The organism is Streptomyces sp. NBC_01267, assembly GCF_036241575.1.
Lineage (GTDB): Bacteria > Actinomycetota > Actinomycetes > Streptomycetales > Streptomycetaceae > Streptomyces.
Map to the genome: position 1 here is coordinate 1,727,412 of NZ_CP108455.1, position 16,566 is coordinate 1,743,977.

Below are 16,566 nucleotides of genomic sequence, written 5' to 3' on the forward strand. Positions count from 1 at the left end.
TTTTTGTGTGTGGTGTTTTCAGGTGGCTTCGGTGAGGGGGATGAGGTCGGTGCGGTCGTGTGGGTGCGGGGGGTGGGGGTGGGTGAGGCCGAAGGTGGTGAATGCGGTGCGGTTGGGGAGGGGGTAGGGGTTGGTGCCGGTGAGGGAGTTGAGGATGGTGGCGCTGCGCCAGGCGGAGAGGCCGAGGTCGGGGGCGCCTACGCCGTGGGTGTGGCGTTCGGCGTTCTGTACGTAGACGGCTCCGGTGACGGTGGGGTCGAGGACGAGGCGGTAGTGGTCGTCGATGCGGGGGCGTTGTGAGGTGTCGCGGCGCATGTAGGGGTCGAGTCCGGCGAGCATGGTGTCGAGGGGGCGTTCGCGGTAGCCGGTGGCGAGGACGACGGCGTCGGTGGTGAGGCGGGAGCGGGTGCCTTGCTGGGTGTGTTCGAGGTGGAGTTCGACTCGGGTGGTGGCGACGCGGCCTGCGGTGCGGACGGTGACGCCGGGGGTGAGGACGGCGTCGGGCCAGCCGCCGTGTTGGGTGCGGCGGTAGAGCTCGTCGTGGATGGCGGCGATGGTGTCGGCGTCGATGCCTTTGTGGAGTTGCCATTGTTGGGGGGCGAGGGTGTCGCGTACGGATTCGGGGAGTTGGTGGAAGTAGCGGGTGTAGTCGGGGGTGAAGTGTTCGAGGCCGAGTTTGGAGTACTCCATGGGGGCGAAGGCTTCGGTGCGGGCGAGCCAGGTGATTTTTTCTTGGCCTTCGGGGCGGGCGCGTAGGAGGTCGAGGAAGATTTCGGCGCCGGATTGTCCTGCGCCGATGACGGTGATGTGGTGTGCGGAGATGAGGCGTTCGCGGTTGTCGAGGTATTGGGCGGAGTGGACGACGGGGACGGTGGGTGCTTCGGCGAGTGGTTTGAGGGGTTCGGGGATGTGGGGTTCGGTGCCGACGCCGAGTGCGAGGTTGCGGGTGTGGGTGCGGCCGAGGGCGCGGGCTTCTCCGTCGGTGTCGAGTTGGGTGTAGTCGACTTCGAAGAGTGCGCGTCGGGTGTTCCAGCGGATGGAGTCGATCTGGTGGGCGAAGTGGAGGCCGGGGAGGTTTTCGCTGACCCAGCGGCAGTAGGCGTCGTATTCGGTGCGTCGGATGTGGAAGTGCTCGGCGAAGTAGAAGGGGTAGAGGCGTTCGCGGGCTTTGAGGTAGCTGAGGAAGGACCAGGGGCTGGCGGGTTCGGCGAGGGTGACGAGGTCGGCGAGGAAGGGGACTTGGAGGGTGGCGTCGTCGATGAGGAGTCCGGGGTGCCAGTGGAAGGCGGGGCGTTGTTCGTAGAAGGCGGTTCGGAGTTGGGTGAGGGGGTGGGCGAGGGCGGCGAGTGAGAGGTTGAAGGGGCCGATGCCGACGCCCACCAGGTCGTGGGGCTGGCCTTCGGGGAGGTGTTGGGGGGGCAGGGTCATCGGGGTGCGGTGCCTTCCAGGAGTGCGAGGAGCGCTTTGAGGTCGCCGGTGGTGGTGTGGGGGTTGAGGAGGGTGACTTTGAGCCAGAGGCGGTTGTCGGCGCGGGCGCGGCCGAGGACGGCGCGGCCTTCGTCGATGAGGGTGCGGCGGATGGTGGCGATGGTTTCGTCGTCTGCTCCGGTGGGGCGGAAGAGGACGGTGGAGATGGTGGGGCGGTCGTAGAGCTCCAGGTGGGGGTGGGTTTCGATGAGGTCGGCGAGTTCCTGGGCGAGTGCGCAGGTGTCGTCGATGAGTGCGGCGAGTCCGGTGCGGCCGAGGGCGCGGAGGGTGACGGCCATTTTGAGTACGTCGGGGCGTCGGGAGGTGCGGAGGGAGCGGCCGAGGAGGTCGGGGTGGCCTGCTTCGGTGTCGTCGTCGGCGTTGAGGTAGTCGGCTTGGTGGTTGAGGGCGTCGAGGGTGGCGGGTCGGGGTACGGCGAGGAGCCCGGCGGCGACGGGTTGCCAGCCGAGTTTGTGGAGGTCGAGGGTGACGGAGTCGGCGCGTTCGATGCCGTTGAGCTGGTGTCGGTGGGTTTCGCTGAAGAGGAGGGGGCCGCCGTATGCGGCGTCGATGTGGAGTTCGGCGCCGTGGCGGTCGCAGAGGTCGGCGATTTCGGGGAGGGGGTCGATGAGTCCTGCGTCGGTGGTGCCTGCGGTGGCGGTGACGAGGACGGGTCCGCCGCGGGGGCGGAGTCCGGGGGTGTTTCCGACGGTGAGGGCTTCATCGAGGGCGGCGAGGTCGATGGTTCCGGCGGGTGCGGGGATGGTGAGGGGTGGGGGGAGGCCGAGGAGCCAGGCGGCGCGGGGCAGTGAGTGGTGGGCGTTGGCGCCGCAGATGATGCGGAGGGCGCCGTGCCGTTCGCGGGCGAGGAGCAGCGCGAGTTGGTTGGATTCGGTGCCGCCGGTGGTGATGAGGGCGTCGCCGGTGGGGTAGATCTCGGCGGCGATGGTGCGGGTGACGAGGGCTTCGAGTTCGGAGGCGGCGGGTGCCTGGTCCCAGGAGTCCATGGAGGGGTTGAGTGCGGACGCGGCGAGGTCGGCGGCGGCTGCGAGGGCGAGTGGGGGGCAGTGCAGGTGGGCTGCGCAGTGGGGGTCTGCGGGGTCTGCGGCGCCTTGGGTGAGGGCGTGTACGAGGGTGTGGAGGGCTTCTTCGGCGCCGGTTCCGGTGTGGGGCAGTACGGGGTGGGCGGTGGCTCGTACGCGTGCGGCGACGGTTTGTGGTCCGCCGGCGGGGAGGGGGCCGGCGCGGTCGGTTGCGCCTTGGTGGAGCGCGTCGAGGACGGTGCCGATGAGGGGCCGCAGGGCGCTCGGGCCTGTGGCCCCTCCGGCGAGGGGCGGCGTGCTCATGCGGGTGTCCTTCGTTGCGCGTGGGGCTGTGGCCCCGGCCTGGGTGGGGTACCAGCCTGTTCGGGGGCCGGCCTGTACGGGGAACAGGTGGCGTGCCCGTTGAGCACAACGATGTCGACCCGGAAGTGGTATTGCCTTCGCCGGAGGGGTTGTTGGGCGGTGTCCGGGTGTTATGGGGGGTGTTCGGTCTTGTGTGCGGGGGGTTCGGTTCTTGTTCTGTGTGCGGGTTTCAGTTTCCGCGGATGTCCAGGGCGCGTCGCAGGTCGTCGAGTTGGTCGGTGAGTTTGCGGCGCAGGGCGGGGATCATGTCGGCGTCGCGGAGGCAGGTCTGTCCGTGGTCGAGGGCTTGGGGGGTGATGTCGTAGGCGGGGAATCCGTAGCGGCCTGCGGCTTCGGCGATGGCGGGGCCGCGGCGGTCGGCGAGGGTGACGGCGTCCTGGTAGTAGCGCGGTACGTAGGTGCTGAGGAGGTCGGTCTGTTCGGGTTGCCAGAAGCCTTGGGCGGTGGCGGTGAAGAGGTAGTTGGAGAGGTCGTCGGTGTGGAACATCTGCTGCCAGGCGGTGGCTTTGGCCTGGGGGGTGGGGAGGGCGGCCCGGCAGCGGGCGGCGCCTTCCTGGCCGGTGGCGCTGTTGTCGCGGTCGAGTTCGGCGGTGATGGCGGTTTCGTCGGTGGCGCCGAGGGCGGCGAGGCGGGTGAGGATGCGCCAGCGGAGTTCGGGGTCGAGTTCGGGTCCGCCGGGGACGCTGCCGTCGGTGAGCCAGGCCTGGATGCCGTCGGGCTGGGTGGCGGCGTCGATGAAGTGGCGTACGGCGGTGAGGCGCAGTCCGGGGTTGGTGCCGTCCTCGGTGCGGCGGATGAGGGCGCGGCAGGTCGTGGTGAGGGTGGTGAGGGCGGTGGTGCGGTCCTCGGTGGGGAGGTAGCGGTCGGTGATCTGGGTGGCTGCGAAGCTGAGGACGCCTTGGACGACGGCGAGGTCGGTTTCGTGCGGGAGGTGGGTGTGGGCGGCTTCGAGGTAGGCGGTGGGGGGGAGTTCGCCGTCGCGGACCATGTCGCGGGCGGCGTTCCAGATGACGGCGCGGGTGAGGGGGTCGGGGATGCCGGAGAGGGCGTGCAGTGCGGTGTTCCAGGAGGGGGGGTCGAGGCGGACCTTGGCGTAGGTGAGGTCGCTGTCGTTGACGAGGAGGAGGTCGGGGCGGCGGCCTTGGAAGGTGTGGGTGGTGTCGGGGGCCGGGGCGTCGAGTTCGAGTCGTTCGCGCAGGACGAGGTGGGCGGGGTCGACGGGGTCGTGGTCGTAGGCGCCGACGGCGATGCGGTGGGGGCGGGTGCCGTCGCGGGTGACGGCGAGTGACCAGGTGTGGTCGGTTTCGGTGATGCGGGGGGTGAGGGTGTCGACTCCGGTGGTGGTGAGCCACTGTTCGGCCCAGGTGTGGACGTCGCGGTCGGTGGCGGAGGCGAGGTTGTCGATGAAGTCGGCGAGGGTGGCGTTGCCGAAGCGGTGGCGGGCGAAGTGGTTGTTGATTCCGGCGAGGAAGTCTTTTTCGCCGAGCCAGGCGACGAGTTGGCGCAGGGCGGATGCGCCCTTGGCGTAGGAGATGCCGTCGAAGTTGAGCATCGCGGATGCGGTGTCGGGGACGGCGGCGGGGTCGGGTGCGACGGGGTGGGTGGAGGGGCGTTGGTCGGCGTCGTATCCCCAGCTCTTGCGGGCGATGGCGAAGTCGACCCAGGTGTCGGTGAAGCGGGTGGCTTCGGCGAGGGTCTGGTAGCCCATGTATTCGGCGAAGGATTCGTTGAGCCAGATGTCGTCCCACCATTGGAGGGTGACGAGGTCGCCGAACCACATGTGGGCCATTTCGTGGGCGATGACCATGCCGCGGGTCTGGCGTTCGGTGTCGGTGACGGCGGAGCGGTAGATGAATTCGTCGCGGAAGGTGACCAGGCCGGGGTTTTCCATGGCGCCTGCGTTGAATTCGGGGACGAAGGCCTGGTCGTAGGAGTCGAAGGGGTAGGGTTCGTCGAATTTTTCGTGGTAGCGGTCGTAGCAGGCGCGGGTGATGTCGAGGATTTCGTCGGCGTCGGTGTCGAGGTGGGCGGCGAGGGAGCGGCGGCAGTGGATGCCGAAGGGCAGTCCGGCGTGTTCGGTGGTCACGGAGTGCCAGGGGCCTGCGGCGATGGCGACGAGGTAGGTGGAGATGGGTGGGGTGGGTGCGGCTTGCCAGTGGCCGGGGGTGTTCTGCCGGGTGATGCCGTTGGCGAGGACGCTCCAGTCTTCGGGTGCGGTGACGGTGACGTCGAAGACGGCTTTGAGGTCGGGCTGGTCGAAGGCGGCGAAGAGGCGTTGGACGTCTTCCATGAACAGCTGGGTGTAGACGTAGGTCTCGCCGTCGGTGGGGTCGGTGAAGCGGTGCATGCCTTCGCCGGTGTGGGAGTAGCGCATGGAGGCGTCGACGTGGAGTTCGTGGTCGCCTTCGGTGAGGCCGGTGAGGGGGAGCCGGTTCTCGGTGAGGGTTTCGGGGTCGAGGGGTTGTCCGTCGAGGGTGATGGAGCGCAGTTCTGCGGGCTTGAGCTCGACAAAGGTGTTGCCGGCGGTGCGTGCGGTGAAGTGGATGACGGTCCGGGAGTCGAAGGTGTCGTCGCCCCGGGTGAGGTCGAGGTCGATCGTGTACCGCTGGACATCGAGGAGCTGGGCTCGGAGCTGCGCTTCGTCGCGCGTCAGTACGGACATGGACCCATCGTGCCGTAAGGCGTTGATCGTGTGTACGGGTCCGAGGGAGTCGGGGAGGTGGCGGGCGGCGGTGTGGTGGTGCGGGTCGCCGTGGGGGCTCGGGGTGTTCGGGGTTCTTGCCGGGTGTGCGGGGTGCCGGTGAGCGGGTCGCGCCGGCCGGGGGGATCGTCGTTGATCCCCCCGGCCGGCGGGGTTTCCCGTGCGGAGCCGTCCGCGCCACGGTGTCCTGGTTCTGCACGGTCCGTGGGGCGGCTCGGTGGGGTTCTCAGGTGGCGGTTGCCTCGCTGTTCCTGTGGCGGGGCGTCAGCGGAGGGGCTGTCAGGAGGAAGTGGCCATGGCGAAGAGGTGGAGGTACCCCGAGGCCGGCTTGGGCAGCTGGATCATCTCCGTGGTCTTGTTCGGGTCGATGGGCACCGAGGCGGAGAAGACGTAGGTGGTGACGTTCTCGGGGCCGGACGCCTTGTTGCGGTAGGTCGTCTTCGCCACGGTGCTGCCGGCGGGCGGGACGCTGCCGCCGCCGTTCAGGGTCCAGTCGCTGAAGCCGAGGGAGAACGTCTGCGTCGTGCCGTCGGTGTACGTCACCGTGCCGGTGCCGGTCAGCGGCCCGTAGACGCCGGAGCCCAGGAAGGCGAGCTTTGATCCCTTGCCGGAGAACTCGACCTTCTGCCCGGTGGAGTTGACGTTGTCCGAGGTGCCGGCCGGCACGTTCGGCCAGGTGAGGGTGGTTCCTTCTGCGGTGACGTTGCTTCCCGGGGTCAGGTGCTGCGCCGCGAGTGCCTGGGCGGAGTAGCTGTGGCCGGTGACGTCGAAGGCTCCTGCGGAGGCGTTCTGGTCGTCGGTGATGCCGACGTCGTTGAACGCCGCTGTCAGAGACGTGTAGGGGACGTCGACGGAGCCGGTGCCCTCGTCGCTGCTCTTCGCGTTCTTGTAGGTGGCCTGCGCGGACAGTGTCTTGGCGCCGGGTGTTTCGTCGGCGGGGGTGGTGAGCGTCCAGGTGGTCTTCACGGACTGGCCGGGCTTGACGGTGGTGAATGTGGTGGGCGAGGTGGCTCTGGCGGTCCAGCCGCTGGGCGCTGCGAGGCTGACGGAGGCGTCGGTGAGCGCTACCGGGCTGCCGTCGTTGGTGTAGGTGGTCGTCACGGTGGTGGCGGCGCCGGGCTTGACGGTCGAGGGTGTGTCGACTGTGAGTGAGTGGTGCGCGTGGTAGCCGGGCACGATCCACTTCTGGTGGAGTTTGCCGTCGCAGTCCTGGAGTTCGGCCGGGGTTCCGTTGGCGGGGTTCGCGGCGGGGACGGTGAGGCAGCGGCCGGATGCCGGGTTGGTCAGGGAGCCGTCGGCTGCGGGCTGCCAGGTCTGCGTGGGGGTGCCGTCGCAGTCGGCGAGGTCGGTCTTTCCGTTCGTGGTGGCGGTCAGGCATGTGCCGGACTGGCGGATCGTGCCGTCCGCGTGCCTGATCCACTTCTGGTCGGCGGCTGATTCGCAGTGCCACAGGCCGGGTGGGTCCGTCTCTGCCGGGTTGGTCCGGTGGTTCTCCAGGCATCGCCCGGCCGTGCCCTGCAGGCGGGCGGTCTTCGACATGTCCCAGGTGTCGGTGATCGTCGAGACGTCCGCGTCGGCCGTGTGGTTGATGTGGTCCAGGCCGTACATGTCCAGCAGGGTGCGCAGGACGCTGTAGTGGTTGATCTTCTCGCTGTACTCGCCGGCCTCGGCCATCGGCCCGACCATGATCGTCGGGATGTGGTTGGCCGGGGTGAAGTCGTCCTCGTCCCAGGTCAGCACGAAGAGGCTGTTGTGGGTCCTGGCCCACTGGATGTACGAGCCGAAGGTGTTCTTGACGAAGGCGTCGCCCTGGGCGATGGAGCCGTCGTGCATGCTCTGCATGCCGTTGCCCACGTAGAAGGAGACGGTGGGCAGTTCGGCGAATCCGTCCTGGGTGGTCGGGAACTCCTCCTGCCGCTTGTCCATCGGGTTCAGGTTGCCGGGTACACCGGGGGTGGTCTTGTAACGGAGCCACTGGGTGGGGAGGGCCTGGTCGGCGTAGTCGGCGAAGCTGTACCCGTGGGTGATCAGCTGGTTGGGGAGGTTGTCGGCGTCGACGGACGACGGCGCGGGAAAGTCGCTGGTCCTGACGGTGTCCGAGGCGGACAGCAGCGCGTAGTAGTTGGGGAGGCTCGGGTGGGTGATGCCGTACGAGTTGGTGAACGACGCGCCCTGCGCGACCAGGGACTTGATGTACGGGGCCTGGTCCTGCGGCTTGTCGGACGTGTTGTTGAGGATGTCGTCGTAGCCGTGGTTCTCCATCATCACCATGACCACGTGGTCCGGCTTGGGGACCGCGGTGGATCCCACGACGACCGAGGAGCCGGTGTTCGCGGGTGTGGTGTCCGAGGTCGCCGCGGTCGCGGAAGCCGTCCCCGGAAGGGCGGCGCATGCCAGCAGGGCCGCGACCATCAGACTTCGGATTCTCGCGCGTGGTATCTGCATCCCAGCGTTTCCTTTGTATTTGCTCTGAGGTTCTTCTGAAAGGTCCGCGGATCGTCTTCTTGTCGATTCGCGGAGAGCCAGTCGGCAGAACACGGGCCGGCATCGGTGAAAACCCCTCGGAATACCTACCGCCGGGTATTTTCCTTTGCATTTCCGTGTCTGTCCGTGGCAACCCGCACCATAGGCATCCACGACGTCCGATGCCTGTAGTGATCGAATGAATTTCGCTCGAACATGACCTGACGGGAAATGTGCGGCGGTTCTTGGTTCGTGACGGGTAGTGGCCCGCTGGTCGGCGGCGCCGCGAGGGCGTGCGGGCGGACCTGGAGGAGAAGAACCTCGCGTCCCTCGGCGTCAGTTCAGGAGGTGGAGCAGCCGGCGTGCTTGGCGGGTGACGGTTCCGGGTGGGTTGCGGGGGTGTGCGGTGGCGCGGTCGAGGGTGAGCATGCAGAGCCACATGAGGGCGGTGAGGCGGCGGAGTTCGCGCAGGCGGCGGGTTTCGGCGAGGGTGAGGGTGAAGTGGCCGAGGAGGGTGTCGGTGTCGAGTTCGCTGTCGGACCAGGCCGATATGTGTTCGGTGATCTCGGCGAGTTCGTGGATGCGGTCGGCGCGGCCCGCGCTCTCGAAGTCGACGAGGCGGATGCGGGTGCCGTCCCACAGGTAGTTGGCGAGGTTGCCGTCGGCGAAGCCGAGGACGGGGGTGGTGGGTTCGGTGGCGGCGAGGGTGTCGAGGTGGGGTGCGGAGATCCAGGCGGTGCCTGCGCTGAGGGCGGCCTGTTCGGTGGGGTCGGTGTCCGGTGCGGTGGGTGAGGGTTGTGCGCACTGGTCGCGTACGCCGCGCAGGATGAGGGCCGGGGGCCAGAGTCGTGGCGGGAGGGCGTCGAGTTGGGTGCGGGGGACGGCTTCGTGGAGGCGGGTGAGTGCTGCGGCGAGTGCGGTGGTCTGTGCGGGGCCGACGTGGGTGCCGCGCAGGGGGGTGCCGGGGACGCGTTCCATGGTGACGGCCGGTGGGTGGGCCGACCGGTCGAGTGGGCGTGGGGCGAGGCCGGGGGCGTGCCGGGCGAGGAGGGTGAGGGTCTGCCATTCGCGGCGGGGTTCGTCGCGGTCCCAGGACCGGTAGCGCTTGACGACGGTGGTGGGGCCGATGTCGAGGGTGTGGGTGGTGGTGAGGTCGGCAGGGGGGCGGCGCTGTTGGCCCGTGGGATCGGCGGGTGTCATGCGCACTTACCCTAGGTCCCTTGGGTTCCGGTTCGTCGGTGAGCGCGGGAATGTGCTGGTCGGCGGGTGGGCAGGGCGACGCTGGGGTGGGGTTGAGGATGCGGGTGCGCAGGTGGAGACGGGTTGCCGGGGTCGCGGTGGGCGCGGTGGTGGCGCTGGTCGCTGTGGGGTGCGGGCCGGAGGAGAGTGCGGCGGAGAAGCCGGCGGGGAAGCCCGCGCCGGTGACGACTCCGTACAAGGTGCTGCCCGAGCGGCTGGAGAGCGACGGCACCACGATCACCGTGGGTGATCCCGCTGCCCGTAGGACGGTCGCGCTGTACGAGGATCCGCGGTGCCCGGTCTGCAGGACGTTCGAGGAGACGGGTGGCGCGCCTGCGGCGCTGGATCTGGCGCGGGAGCGGACGGTGAAGATGCAGTACACGCTCGCGTCGTTCCTGGACAAGTCGCTCGGGGGGCACGGTTCGGTCCGGGCGGTCAACGCGCTGCGGGCGGCCCTGGAGCAGGGGAAGTTCGCGGAGTACCACGCGGTGCTGTACCGGGATCAGCCCGAGGAGTCGGTGGACGGTTTCACCACTGCGCGGTTGCTGGAGCTTGCGTCGAAGGTGCCGGGGTTGCGGGGTGCGCGGTTCGACAAGGCGGTCGAGGACATGACGTACCGGAGTTTCGTGACGCGGTCCGAGGCGGCTTTCGAGAGCAGTGGGGCGGAGGGGACGCCGACGGTGCTGCTGGACGGTGCGGCGATTCCGCAGGATCAGCAGAGTGTCGTCTTCGACCGGGGCCAGTTCGCGAAGTATCTGACGCTGTGGGCGGCGGCGGGCTGAGCGGCGGGTGGGGCGGGCGGACGGCGTGGGGCCGTCGGTGGCCCGCCCCTGCCGGGTGTGTGGGGCTCAGGTGTTGTTCTCGGAGCCGTCCGCGATCTGTTCGTGGTGGCGGATGACTTCCGCGACGATGAAGTTGAGGAGTTTCTCCGCGAAGGCCGGGTCCAGTCTGGCGCTCTCGGCGAGGCTGCGCAGCCTGGCGATCTGGCGGGCCTCGCGGGCCGGGTCGGCGGGCGGCAGGTGGTTCTGTGCCTTGAGGTGGCCGACCTGCTGGGTGCATTTGAAGCGTTCGGCGAGCATATGGACGACGGCGGCGTCGATGTTGTCGATGGATCCGCGGAGGCGGTCCAGTTCGGCCTGTACGGACGGGGCTGTCTCGGTCATGGTCGTCGAGCTTACGTCGTGATCGTCGGCGGGTCGTCGGGGTCCGGTATCTGGTCACTCCAGCCGCCGGGGACGGTGTGTCCCTGCTGCTGGCGGAAGATGACGGGGGCCTTTCCGACGCGGCGGGTGAACAGCCGGGAGAAGTACGCCGGGTCGTCGTAGCCGACGCGGCGGGCGACGGCGGCCACCGGGAGGTCGGTGGCGGCGAGGAGTTCCTTGGCGCGGCCCAGGCGGATGCCCAGGAGGTAGTCCTTGGGGCTGCAGCCCGCTCCTTGCCGTACGGCGTGGCGCAGTTCCGCGGGGGTCATGCCGTGGCGGGAGGCGTGTTCGGCGACGGTCAGCGGCTGGAAGGCGTCGCGGGCGAGTGCCTGGAGGACGGGGGCGCCTTCGGCGTCGGTGTCGGCGCGGGCGCGGCGCAGGGCGACGAGGAGTTCGTGGACGGCGGCGCCGGTCTCCACTTCGAGCAGCGGGTTGCCGCGGCGGGCGGCGCGGGCGATGCGTCCGACGGCGGCGCGGGCGGCTGCGACGTCGGTGAGGGGGACGACGGGCCGGTCGGGTTCGATGTAGCCGAGTTCGGTGTACGTGGTGGTGGCGGGGCCGGTGAAGTCGACGAAGGATTCGTCCCAGCCGGTGGCGGGGTCGGCGCCGTAGTGGTGGGTGGTGCCGGGGGTGATCCAGATCAGTGCGGGCGCGGTGACGGGGGTGCGGCGTCCGTCGGCGCCGCGGTACCAGCCGGTGCCGGCGCTGACGACGACGGCGACGTGGTGGTCGAGGGTGCGGGGGCCGACCGGGGGCAGGGTGCCGTGCTGGAGGCCGACGCCGAGGCAGACGAGGCCGAGTTTGTGGTGGACGGGGCTGGGGGTGAAGTAGCGCATCCAGGTGTGGTACATCCCTTTTCCGGCCTCCCTGCGTGATCCGTTGTCATCCATGGCTATCCGTCATGTGCGATCCGTCATGTTTCGTGACGCTGCGTCCGTACCGCGGCGGGTGTGTTCCCTTGCGTCCAATGAGTGCTGATCTTTGTCCATGGACCGGATCGCCGCCAGGGGTCAAGGTGGCAACGTGGCTGATTTCACGGTGGGTGACGAGGATTTCCGGATGGACGGGCGGCCGGTGCGGCTGCTGTCGGGGGCATTGCACTATTTCCGGGTGCACGAGGGGCAGTGGGGGCATCGGCTGGCGATGCTCCGGGCCATGGGGCTCAATGCTGTGGAGACGTATGTCCCATGGAATCTGCACGAGCCTCAGCAGGGACGATTCCATGATGTGCAGGCGTTGGGCCGGTTCCTGGACGCGGCGCACGAGGCCGGGCTGTGGGCGATCGTGCGCCCGGGTCCGTACATCTGCGCCGAGTGGGAGAACGGCGGGCTGCCGCACTGGCTGACCGGGTCGTTGGGCCGGCGGGTGCGGACGCGTGACGCTGAGTATCTGCGTCATGTGGATCGCTGGTTCCACCGTCTGTTGCGTGAGGTGGTGCCCCGGCAGATCGACCGGGGCGGTGCGGTGATCATGGTGCAGGTCGAGAACGAGTACGGCAGTTACGGCTCCGACCAGGTGTATCTGCGCCATCTCGCGGGGCTGTTGCGGCGGCTGGGGGTGAGTGTGCCGCTGTTCACGTCGGACGGGCCCGAGGATCACATGCTGACGGGTGGTTCGGTGCCGGGTGTGCTGGCCACGGCGAACTTCGGGGCGGGCGCGCGGGAGGGCTTCGACGTGCTGCGCCGCCATCAGCCGAAGGGCCCGCTGATGTGCATGGAGTTCTGGTGCGGCTGGTTCGACCACTGGGCGGCCGAGCCGGTCGTACGGGATCCGGCGGACGCGGCGCGGGCGTTGCGGGAGATCCTGGAGTGCGGCGCCTCGGTGAATGTGTACATGGCGCACGGGGGGACGAACTTCGCGGGGTGGGCGGGCGCGAACCGCTCCGGTGACCTGCACGACGGTGAGCTGCAGCCGACCGTGACGTCGTACGACTACGGTGCGCCGGTCGACGAGTACGGGCGGCCGACGGAGAAGTTCTGGCTGTTCCGTGAGGTGCTCGCCGAGTACGCGGACGGTCCGCTGCCGGAGCTGCCCGCGGCGCCGGACGCGCTCGGGGCGCCGGTGGACGCCGTGCTGCCCGAGTGGGTGCCGCTCGGGGAGGTGACGGACGCGCTGGGTGGTCCCGAGGAGGAGACGGGGGTGCCGCCGACGTTCGAGGAGCTGGACGTGGACCGCGGTCTGGTCCGCTACCGGGTGAAGGTGCCGGGTCCGCGCCGTCCGTATCCGCTGACGGTGCCGGGCTTGCGTGACACGGCGCTGATGTTCGTCGACGGGGTGCGGACCGAGCTGGGTGCTCCGGTGGCGGGGCCCGCTTCGGTGGAGTTGTGGGTGGAGTCGCTGGGGCGGGTCAACTACGGTCCGCTGGTGGGTGAGGCGAAGGGGCTCACGGGCGGGGTGCTGCACGAGCGGCAGTATCTGCACGGGGTGCGTGCGCGTGGCCTGCGGCTGGACGCGTTCGACGACGCGGGGGCGGTCGCGAAGCTGCCGTTCCGGGCGGCGGAGTCCGGGGGGCGGGGGTTGCACCGGGGCACGTTCGAGGTGTCCGGTGCGGGTGACGCGACGCTGGAACTGCCGGGCTGGGAACGGGGGTTCGTGTGGGTGAACGGTTTCTGTCTGGGCCGTTACTGGTCGGCAGGTCCGCAGGATTCGCTGTTCGTGCCGGGGCCGGTGCTGCGTGAGGGGGAGAACGAGGTGTGGGTGCTCGAACTGGCGGGCGCCGAGCCGGGTTCCGGTGCGGGGTCCGCGGGTGCGCCGCGTCTGAGGTTCCGCTGACGCGGGGCCGCCGGGCGCAGGGCCCGGTTCCGTACGGTGGGTGAGTGAGACGGATGGCCGGTCCTCGGTGAGGACCGGCCATCCGTGTGTGTGCGTGTTGTCTCTCGTGCGCCTCTGCTACACCTCGCGGACCTCGAAGGCGTCGAGTGCGAACTCGGCGACTCCGTCGTCGCCGACCTTGCGCAGGCCCACCCAGGTGTCGCCCCCGGCCGGTGCGGTGAACTCGTAGCTCAGCAAGGTCGGTTCGGTGGCGACCGGCAGTTCCTTGCGGTCCAGTTCACGTGCCGCGGGCTCGTCGACGGCGGTGATCCAGGCGTACTGGCCGGCCGTGTCGTTCTCGTACCGGAAGGAGACGCGGTAGCGCTTGGACGCCTCGAAGCGGACGGTGTGCTGCACGGTCCGGTAGACGAGGCCGTCGTTCTCGCCGCGGGACTTGAGGGACTGGCCGCCGTCGATGACGTCGTCGATGGCCTTGCCGTTCCAGCCGCGCTGGGTGAACTGCGCGTGGCGCTGCGCGATGTGCGTGCGGGGGTCGGTGGAGCCGCCCGCGTCGCCCTTGACGAAGACGCCCCAGCCCTGCGGGACGTTCTCGAAGTCCTCGAAGGCCAGCGTGCCGGTCTTCGTGGTGGGCACGGCCTCGGCGATCCGGACGTTGTCGAACCGCACCCGTGCGTCGCCCGCCGCGGCCCGCAGCGTCAGGTCGACCCGGCCGCCGCTCTCCGGCACGGTGAAGTACGTGAACATCCGCTGGAAGCGGGTGTCGTGCTTGCGGTCGGCCGCGACGTAGTTGCCCGCGCTCGACGTGTCGGTCCAGTTGGTGGCGGTGACCCCGTCGGCGGTGCGGATCTCCAGTGCGGCCCGGCGCTGCTCCCCCGCCGTGCTGCCCACCTCGACCTGTACGGAGGCGACGTACGTGCCGGCGCGCAGGCGTCCGAGGCGCTGGCCGACGGTGGTGGCGGCGCCCGCGCCGATGACGAGTTCGTAGTCGCCGATCTCGTTGCGGACGACGGAGGCGGGGCCCTGGGTCTGCCAGCCCTTCAGGGAGCCGGAGTTGAACCCGGGGTCGTAGACGGGGGTGCCCTGGCCCCACTGGGGGGCGGCGAGGGCTGCGGCGCGGGAGCGGTACAGCACGTAGGGCTGTCCGGCGGTGGCGTCGACGGTGACCTTGCCGGAGCGGACCGTCAGGTCACCGGTGTGGACCCGGCCCTGGTCGGTGAGCTTGTACAGGGCGACGCGGGAGGAGCCGGACCAGCCGCGCGGCAGCTGCCAACTGGTGGTGCCGCCCTTGGGGTTGTAGTGGTAGAGCTTGTCCGGGTCGGTGGCCTTGCGGGGCTCCCAGGGCAGCAGGTAGCTGCCGTCGGCGTAGACGACGCGTCCGTCGGTGGTGATGCGCCGGCCGGCCGTGTCGTCGACGACGGTGCCGGTGGGGCCGAAGAAGCTGATCTCGTGCTCGGTCCACCGCTTGACCGGGTAGGCCTGGAGGTACTTCGCGGGCAGGCCCTCGGTCCAGACGATGTCGTAGAAGGTGTTCCAGTCGACCTTGTTGGTCCAGCCCTCGAAGTTGCCCATGCGGCCCGCACCGAGGAGGGTGGGCCACTTGTTGGAGAAGACGTCCTTCTGGTGGTTGCGGATGAAACGGATCAGCTGGGAGTTGATGCCGCGGGAGGTGTCGCCGCCGTAGTCGGTCTCGTTGGCCCAGTGCGACCAGAGCGAGGAGCGCTCAAGGCCGTGGCCCCATTCGCTGGAGACGAGCCAGCCCTGTTCGCGCAGGGCGCGCTGGAGGCGGTCGGAGTTCCAGCCGGACTCGCGGAACACGTCGATGTAGATCGTGTTGAGCGCGGGGTCGGTCTCCTTGCGCAGGTCCTTGAAGCGCTTGATGATGTCGCCGGAGACCAGGTCACGCCGTGAGTCGATGCGGTAGGACTGGTCGAGCCAGTCCCACTGCTCGTTGGTCTTGTCGACGAGCTTCTCGGAGAAGGCGTTCGCCACGGGGTACGACTCGGTGGCGTTGACGTGGACGCTGAAGTCGCTGTTCCACTTCCGGCCTTCTTTGACCAGGGTGTTGAGGTCGGCGAGGCCTCCGGCGCGCTTGTTGTAGTTGCCCGCGTAGTCGGGGTGGGCGGAGTCGTGGCCCTCCGACTGGTAGCCCTTGAGCAGGGTGTACTGGCGCAGTCCGTCGGTGGCGAGCGAGATCCGCTTGACGTTGTCGAGGGTCGCCAGGAAGGGGTTGGTGGCCTGCGAGGCGAAGTTGAAGGGGATGTGCGGGACGACCCGCAGGTGGGTGTCGTCCGCGCCGAGCGGGGTCACCATGATGTCGCGGAAGGCGATGGCGGCGTCCTGCCAGTCGACGATCCCGTCGCCGTTGCGGTCCCGGGTGAGGACGACGGTCGCGTAGGGCAGCGGTTCGGTGGCGTCGACGGGTGAGGTGGCGGCCCGGTGGGTCCACTGCCCGCAGGCCAGCTGCGCCTTGACGTAGCCGTCCCGGTGCAGGGTCTGCCGCCAGAGGCGGCCGTTCTCCCAGGTGGCTCCGGGGGTGGCGCTGGGGTTGTCGTAGACGGTGTTGGTCTCGACCGCTGCCCCGAGGTGGTCGTGTGCCAGTACCGCGTAGGCGCAGCCGACGGGCGCCGCGTCCGCCGGGCTGTCCGCGGTGACCTTGACCAGGGTGTCGCCGCTCTTCGCCTTGTCCAGGTCGAGTTTGGCGGCGAGGAGTGCGGCGCCGGGCTGGTCGCTGCGTACGGAGAGGAACGCGAGTCCGGGGATCTCCAGCGTTCCGACGCGCAGCGCGGCGGTGTCCGCGATCCGGGTCACCCGCCAGTCGGTCTGCCAGCCGTCGACGGCGATCGTGATGTCGATGCGGGTGCCGCCGTCGAAGGTGAGGGTGTAGGTGATGCGGTCCCGGCCGGGGGCCGAGGTGACGCGCGGGGTGTGTGCCGTTCCGTCGATGAGTACGGAGGTGACCTGGTCCTCCTGCCCGTGCAGCAGGGCGCCCGTCTTGCGGTCGGTGTAGGACACGATGCGCGGGAAGGCCCGGTCGACGCGCACGTCGAGGGCGTCGGAGCGCAGTACGGCCTCGGCCGGACCGGCGTTCCCGGAGCCCTTGGTCCCGGCGTCCGCCGCGAAGGCGGACGGGGTGACGAATGCCGCACCGACACCGGCCAGTGCGGTGGCGGCGACAACTGTCCTGCGGCTGGGCCCTCGGTCTTGTTCGTGCACGCTCGCTCCTCCATCGCGACGATCATCCGTGCACGTCACGATGGAGGGGCGGGGCGTGTGCGCCTATGGACAAAGGAGGAACAGGTGTTGGACTAAAGCGTTA

10 protein-coding genes are annotated in these 16,566 nt (G+C 69.5%); 2 read left to right on the forward strand and 8 right to left on the reverse strand.

The window, feature by feature from the left end:
- Nucleotides 1–18 precede the first annotated feature (18 nt).
- The 5 genes from OG709_RS08005 to OG709_RS08025 all read right to left on the reverse strand — a co-directional run bounded on the left by OG709_RS08005 (nt 19) and on the right by OG709_RS08025 (nt 9,237).
- Nucleotides 19–1,428 (reverse strand): lysine N(6)-hydroxylase/L-ornithine N(5)-oxygenase family protein, encoded by a 1,410-nt coding sequence (locus OG709_RS08005; protein ID WP_250303779.1) that lies wholly within the window; start codon nt 1,426–1,428, stop codon nt 19–21.
- Nucleotides 1,425–2,813 (reverse strand): pyridoxal phosphate-dependent decarboxylase family protein, encoded by a 1,389-nt coding sequence (locus tag OG709_RS08010; protein ID WP_250303778.1) that lies wholly within the window; start codon nt 2,811–2,813, stop codon nt 1,425–1,427. The genes OG709_RS08005 and OG709_RS08010 overlap by 4 nt, the downstream gene beginning before the upstream one ends.
- A 229-nt stretch (nt 2,814–3,042) precedes the next feature.
- The gene (pepN, locus tag OG709_RS08015) at nt 3,043–5,535 is read right to left on the reverse strand and encodes an aminopeptidase N (RefSeq protein WP_329165399.1); all 2,493 of its coding nucleotides are present in this window, start codon (nt 5,533–5,535) and stop codon (nt 3,043–3,045) included.
- Between the two features lie 318 nt (nt 5,536–5,853).
- Nucleotides 5,854–8,019 (reverse strand): alkaline phosphatase family protein, encoded by a 2,166-nt coding sequence (locus tag OG709_RS08020; RefSeq protein WP_329165400.1) that lies wholly within the window; start codon nt 8,017–8,019, stop codon nt 5,854–5,856.
- Nucleotides 8,020–8,373: 354 nt separating this feature from the next.
- On the reverse strand, nt 8,374–9,237 hold the full coding sequence (locus OG709_RS08025; protein ID WP_329165402.1) for a phosphotransferase: 864 nt from the start codon (nt 9,235–9,237) through the stop codon (nt 8,374–8,376).
- Nucleotides 9,238–9,335: 98 nt separating this feature from the next.
- On the opposite strand from OG709_RS08025, the gene OG709_RS08030 reads away from it, so the two are divergent.
- Nucleotides 9,336–10,058, forward strand: a complete 723-nt coding sequence (locus OG709_RS08030; RefSeq protein WP_374211332.1) for a DsbA family protein — start codon at nt 9,336–9,338, stop codon at nt 10,056–10,058.
- A gap of 66 nt (nt 10,059–10,124) precedes the next feature.
- Here OG709_RS08030 and OG709_RS08035 read toward each other — a convergent pair whose 3' ends face one another.
- Together OG709_RS08035 and OG709_RS08040 are read right to left on the reverse strand one after the other, a co-directional pair.
- Complete coding sequence (locus OG709_RS08035) at nt 10,125–10,439, reverse strand: chorismate mutase (protein ID WP_250303773.1); 315 nt, start codon at nt 10,437–10,439, stop codon at nt 10,125–10,127.
- 11 nt (nt 10,440–10,450) lie between these two features.
- Nucleotides 10,451–11,329, reverse strand: coding sequence for a helix-turn-helix domain-containing protein (locus tag OG709_RS08040; protein ID WP_250303875.1), 879 nt, complete (start codon nt 11,327–11,329; stop codon nt 10,451–10,453).
- Between the two features lie 172 nt (nt 11,330–11,501).
- On the opposite strand from OG709_RS08040, the gene OG709_RS08045 reads away from it, so the two are divergent.
- Complete coding sequence (locus tag OG709_RS08045; RefSeq protein WP_329165406.1) at nt 11,502–13,250, forward strand: glycoside hydrolase family 35 protein; 1,749 nt, start codon at nt 11,502–11,504, stop codon at nt 13,248–13,250.
- 117 nt (nt 13,251–13,367) lie between these two features.
- Here OG709_RS08045 and OG709_RS08050 read toward each other — a convergent pair whose 3' ends face one another.
- Nucleotides 13,368–16,463 carry an endo-alpha-N-acetylgalactosaminidase family protein gene (locus OG709_RS08050; protein WP_266643619.1) on the reverse strand — a complete coding sequence of 1,032 codons (3,096 nt, stop codon included), beginning with the start codon at nt 16,461–16,463 and terminating at the stop codon, nt 13,368–13,370.
- Nucleotides 16,464–16,566 lie beyond the last annotated feature (103 nt).

Bases quoted from the DNA above. Each gene is read 5' to 3' on its own strand.
- OG709_RS08005 (WP_250303779.1), bottom strand. From the start codon at position 1,428: ATGACCCTGCCCCCCCAACACCTCCCCGAAGGCCAGCCCCACGACCTG.
- OG709_RS08010 (WP_250303778.1), bottom strand. From the start codon at position 2,813: ATGAGCACGCCGCCCCTCGCCGGAGGGGCCACAGGCCCGAGCGCCCTG.
- pepN (WP_329165399.1), bottom strand. From the start codon at position 5,535: ATGTCCGTACTGACGCGCGACGAAGCGCAGCTCCGAGCCCAGCTCCTC.
- OG709_RS08020 (WP_329165400.1), bottom strand. From the start codon at position 8,019: ATGCAGATACCACGCGCGAGAATCCGAAGTCTGATGGTCGCGGCCCTG.
- OG709_RS08025 (WP_329165402.1), bottom strand. From the start codon at position 9,237: ATGACACCCGCCGATCCCACGGGCCAACAGCGCCGCCCCCCTGCCGAC.
- OG709_RS08030 (WP_374211332.1), top strand. From the start codon at position 9,336: ATGCGGGTGCGCAGGTGGAGACGGGTTGCCGGGGTCGCGGTGGGCGCG.
- OG709_RS08035 (WP_250303773.1), bottom strand. From the start codon at position 10,439: ATGACCGAGACAGCCCCGTCCGTACAGGCCGAACTGGACCGCCTCCGC.
- OG709_RS08040 (WP_250303875.1), bottom strand. From the start codon at position 11,329: ATGTACCACACCTGGATGCGCTACTTCACCCCCAGCCCCGTCCACCAC.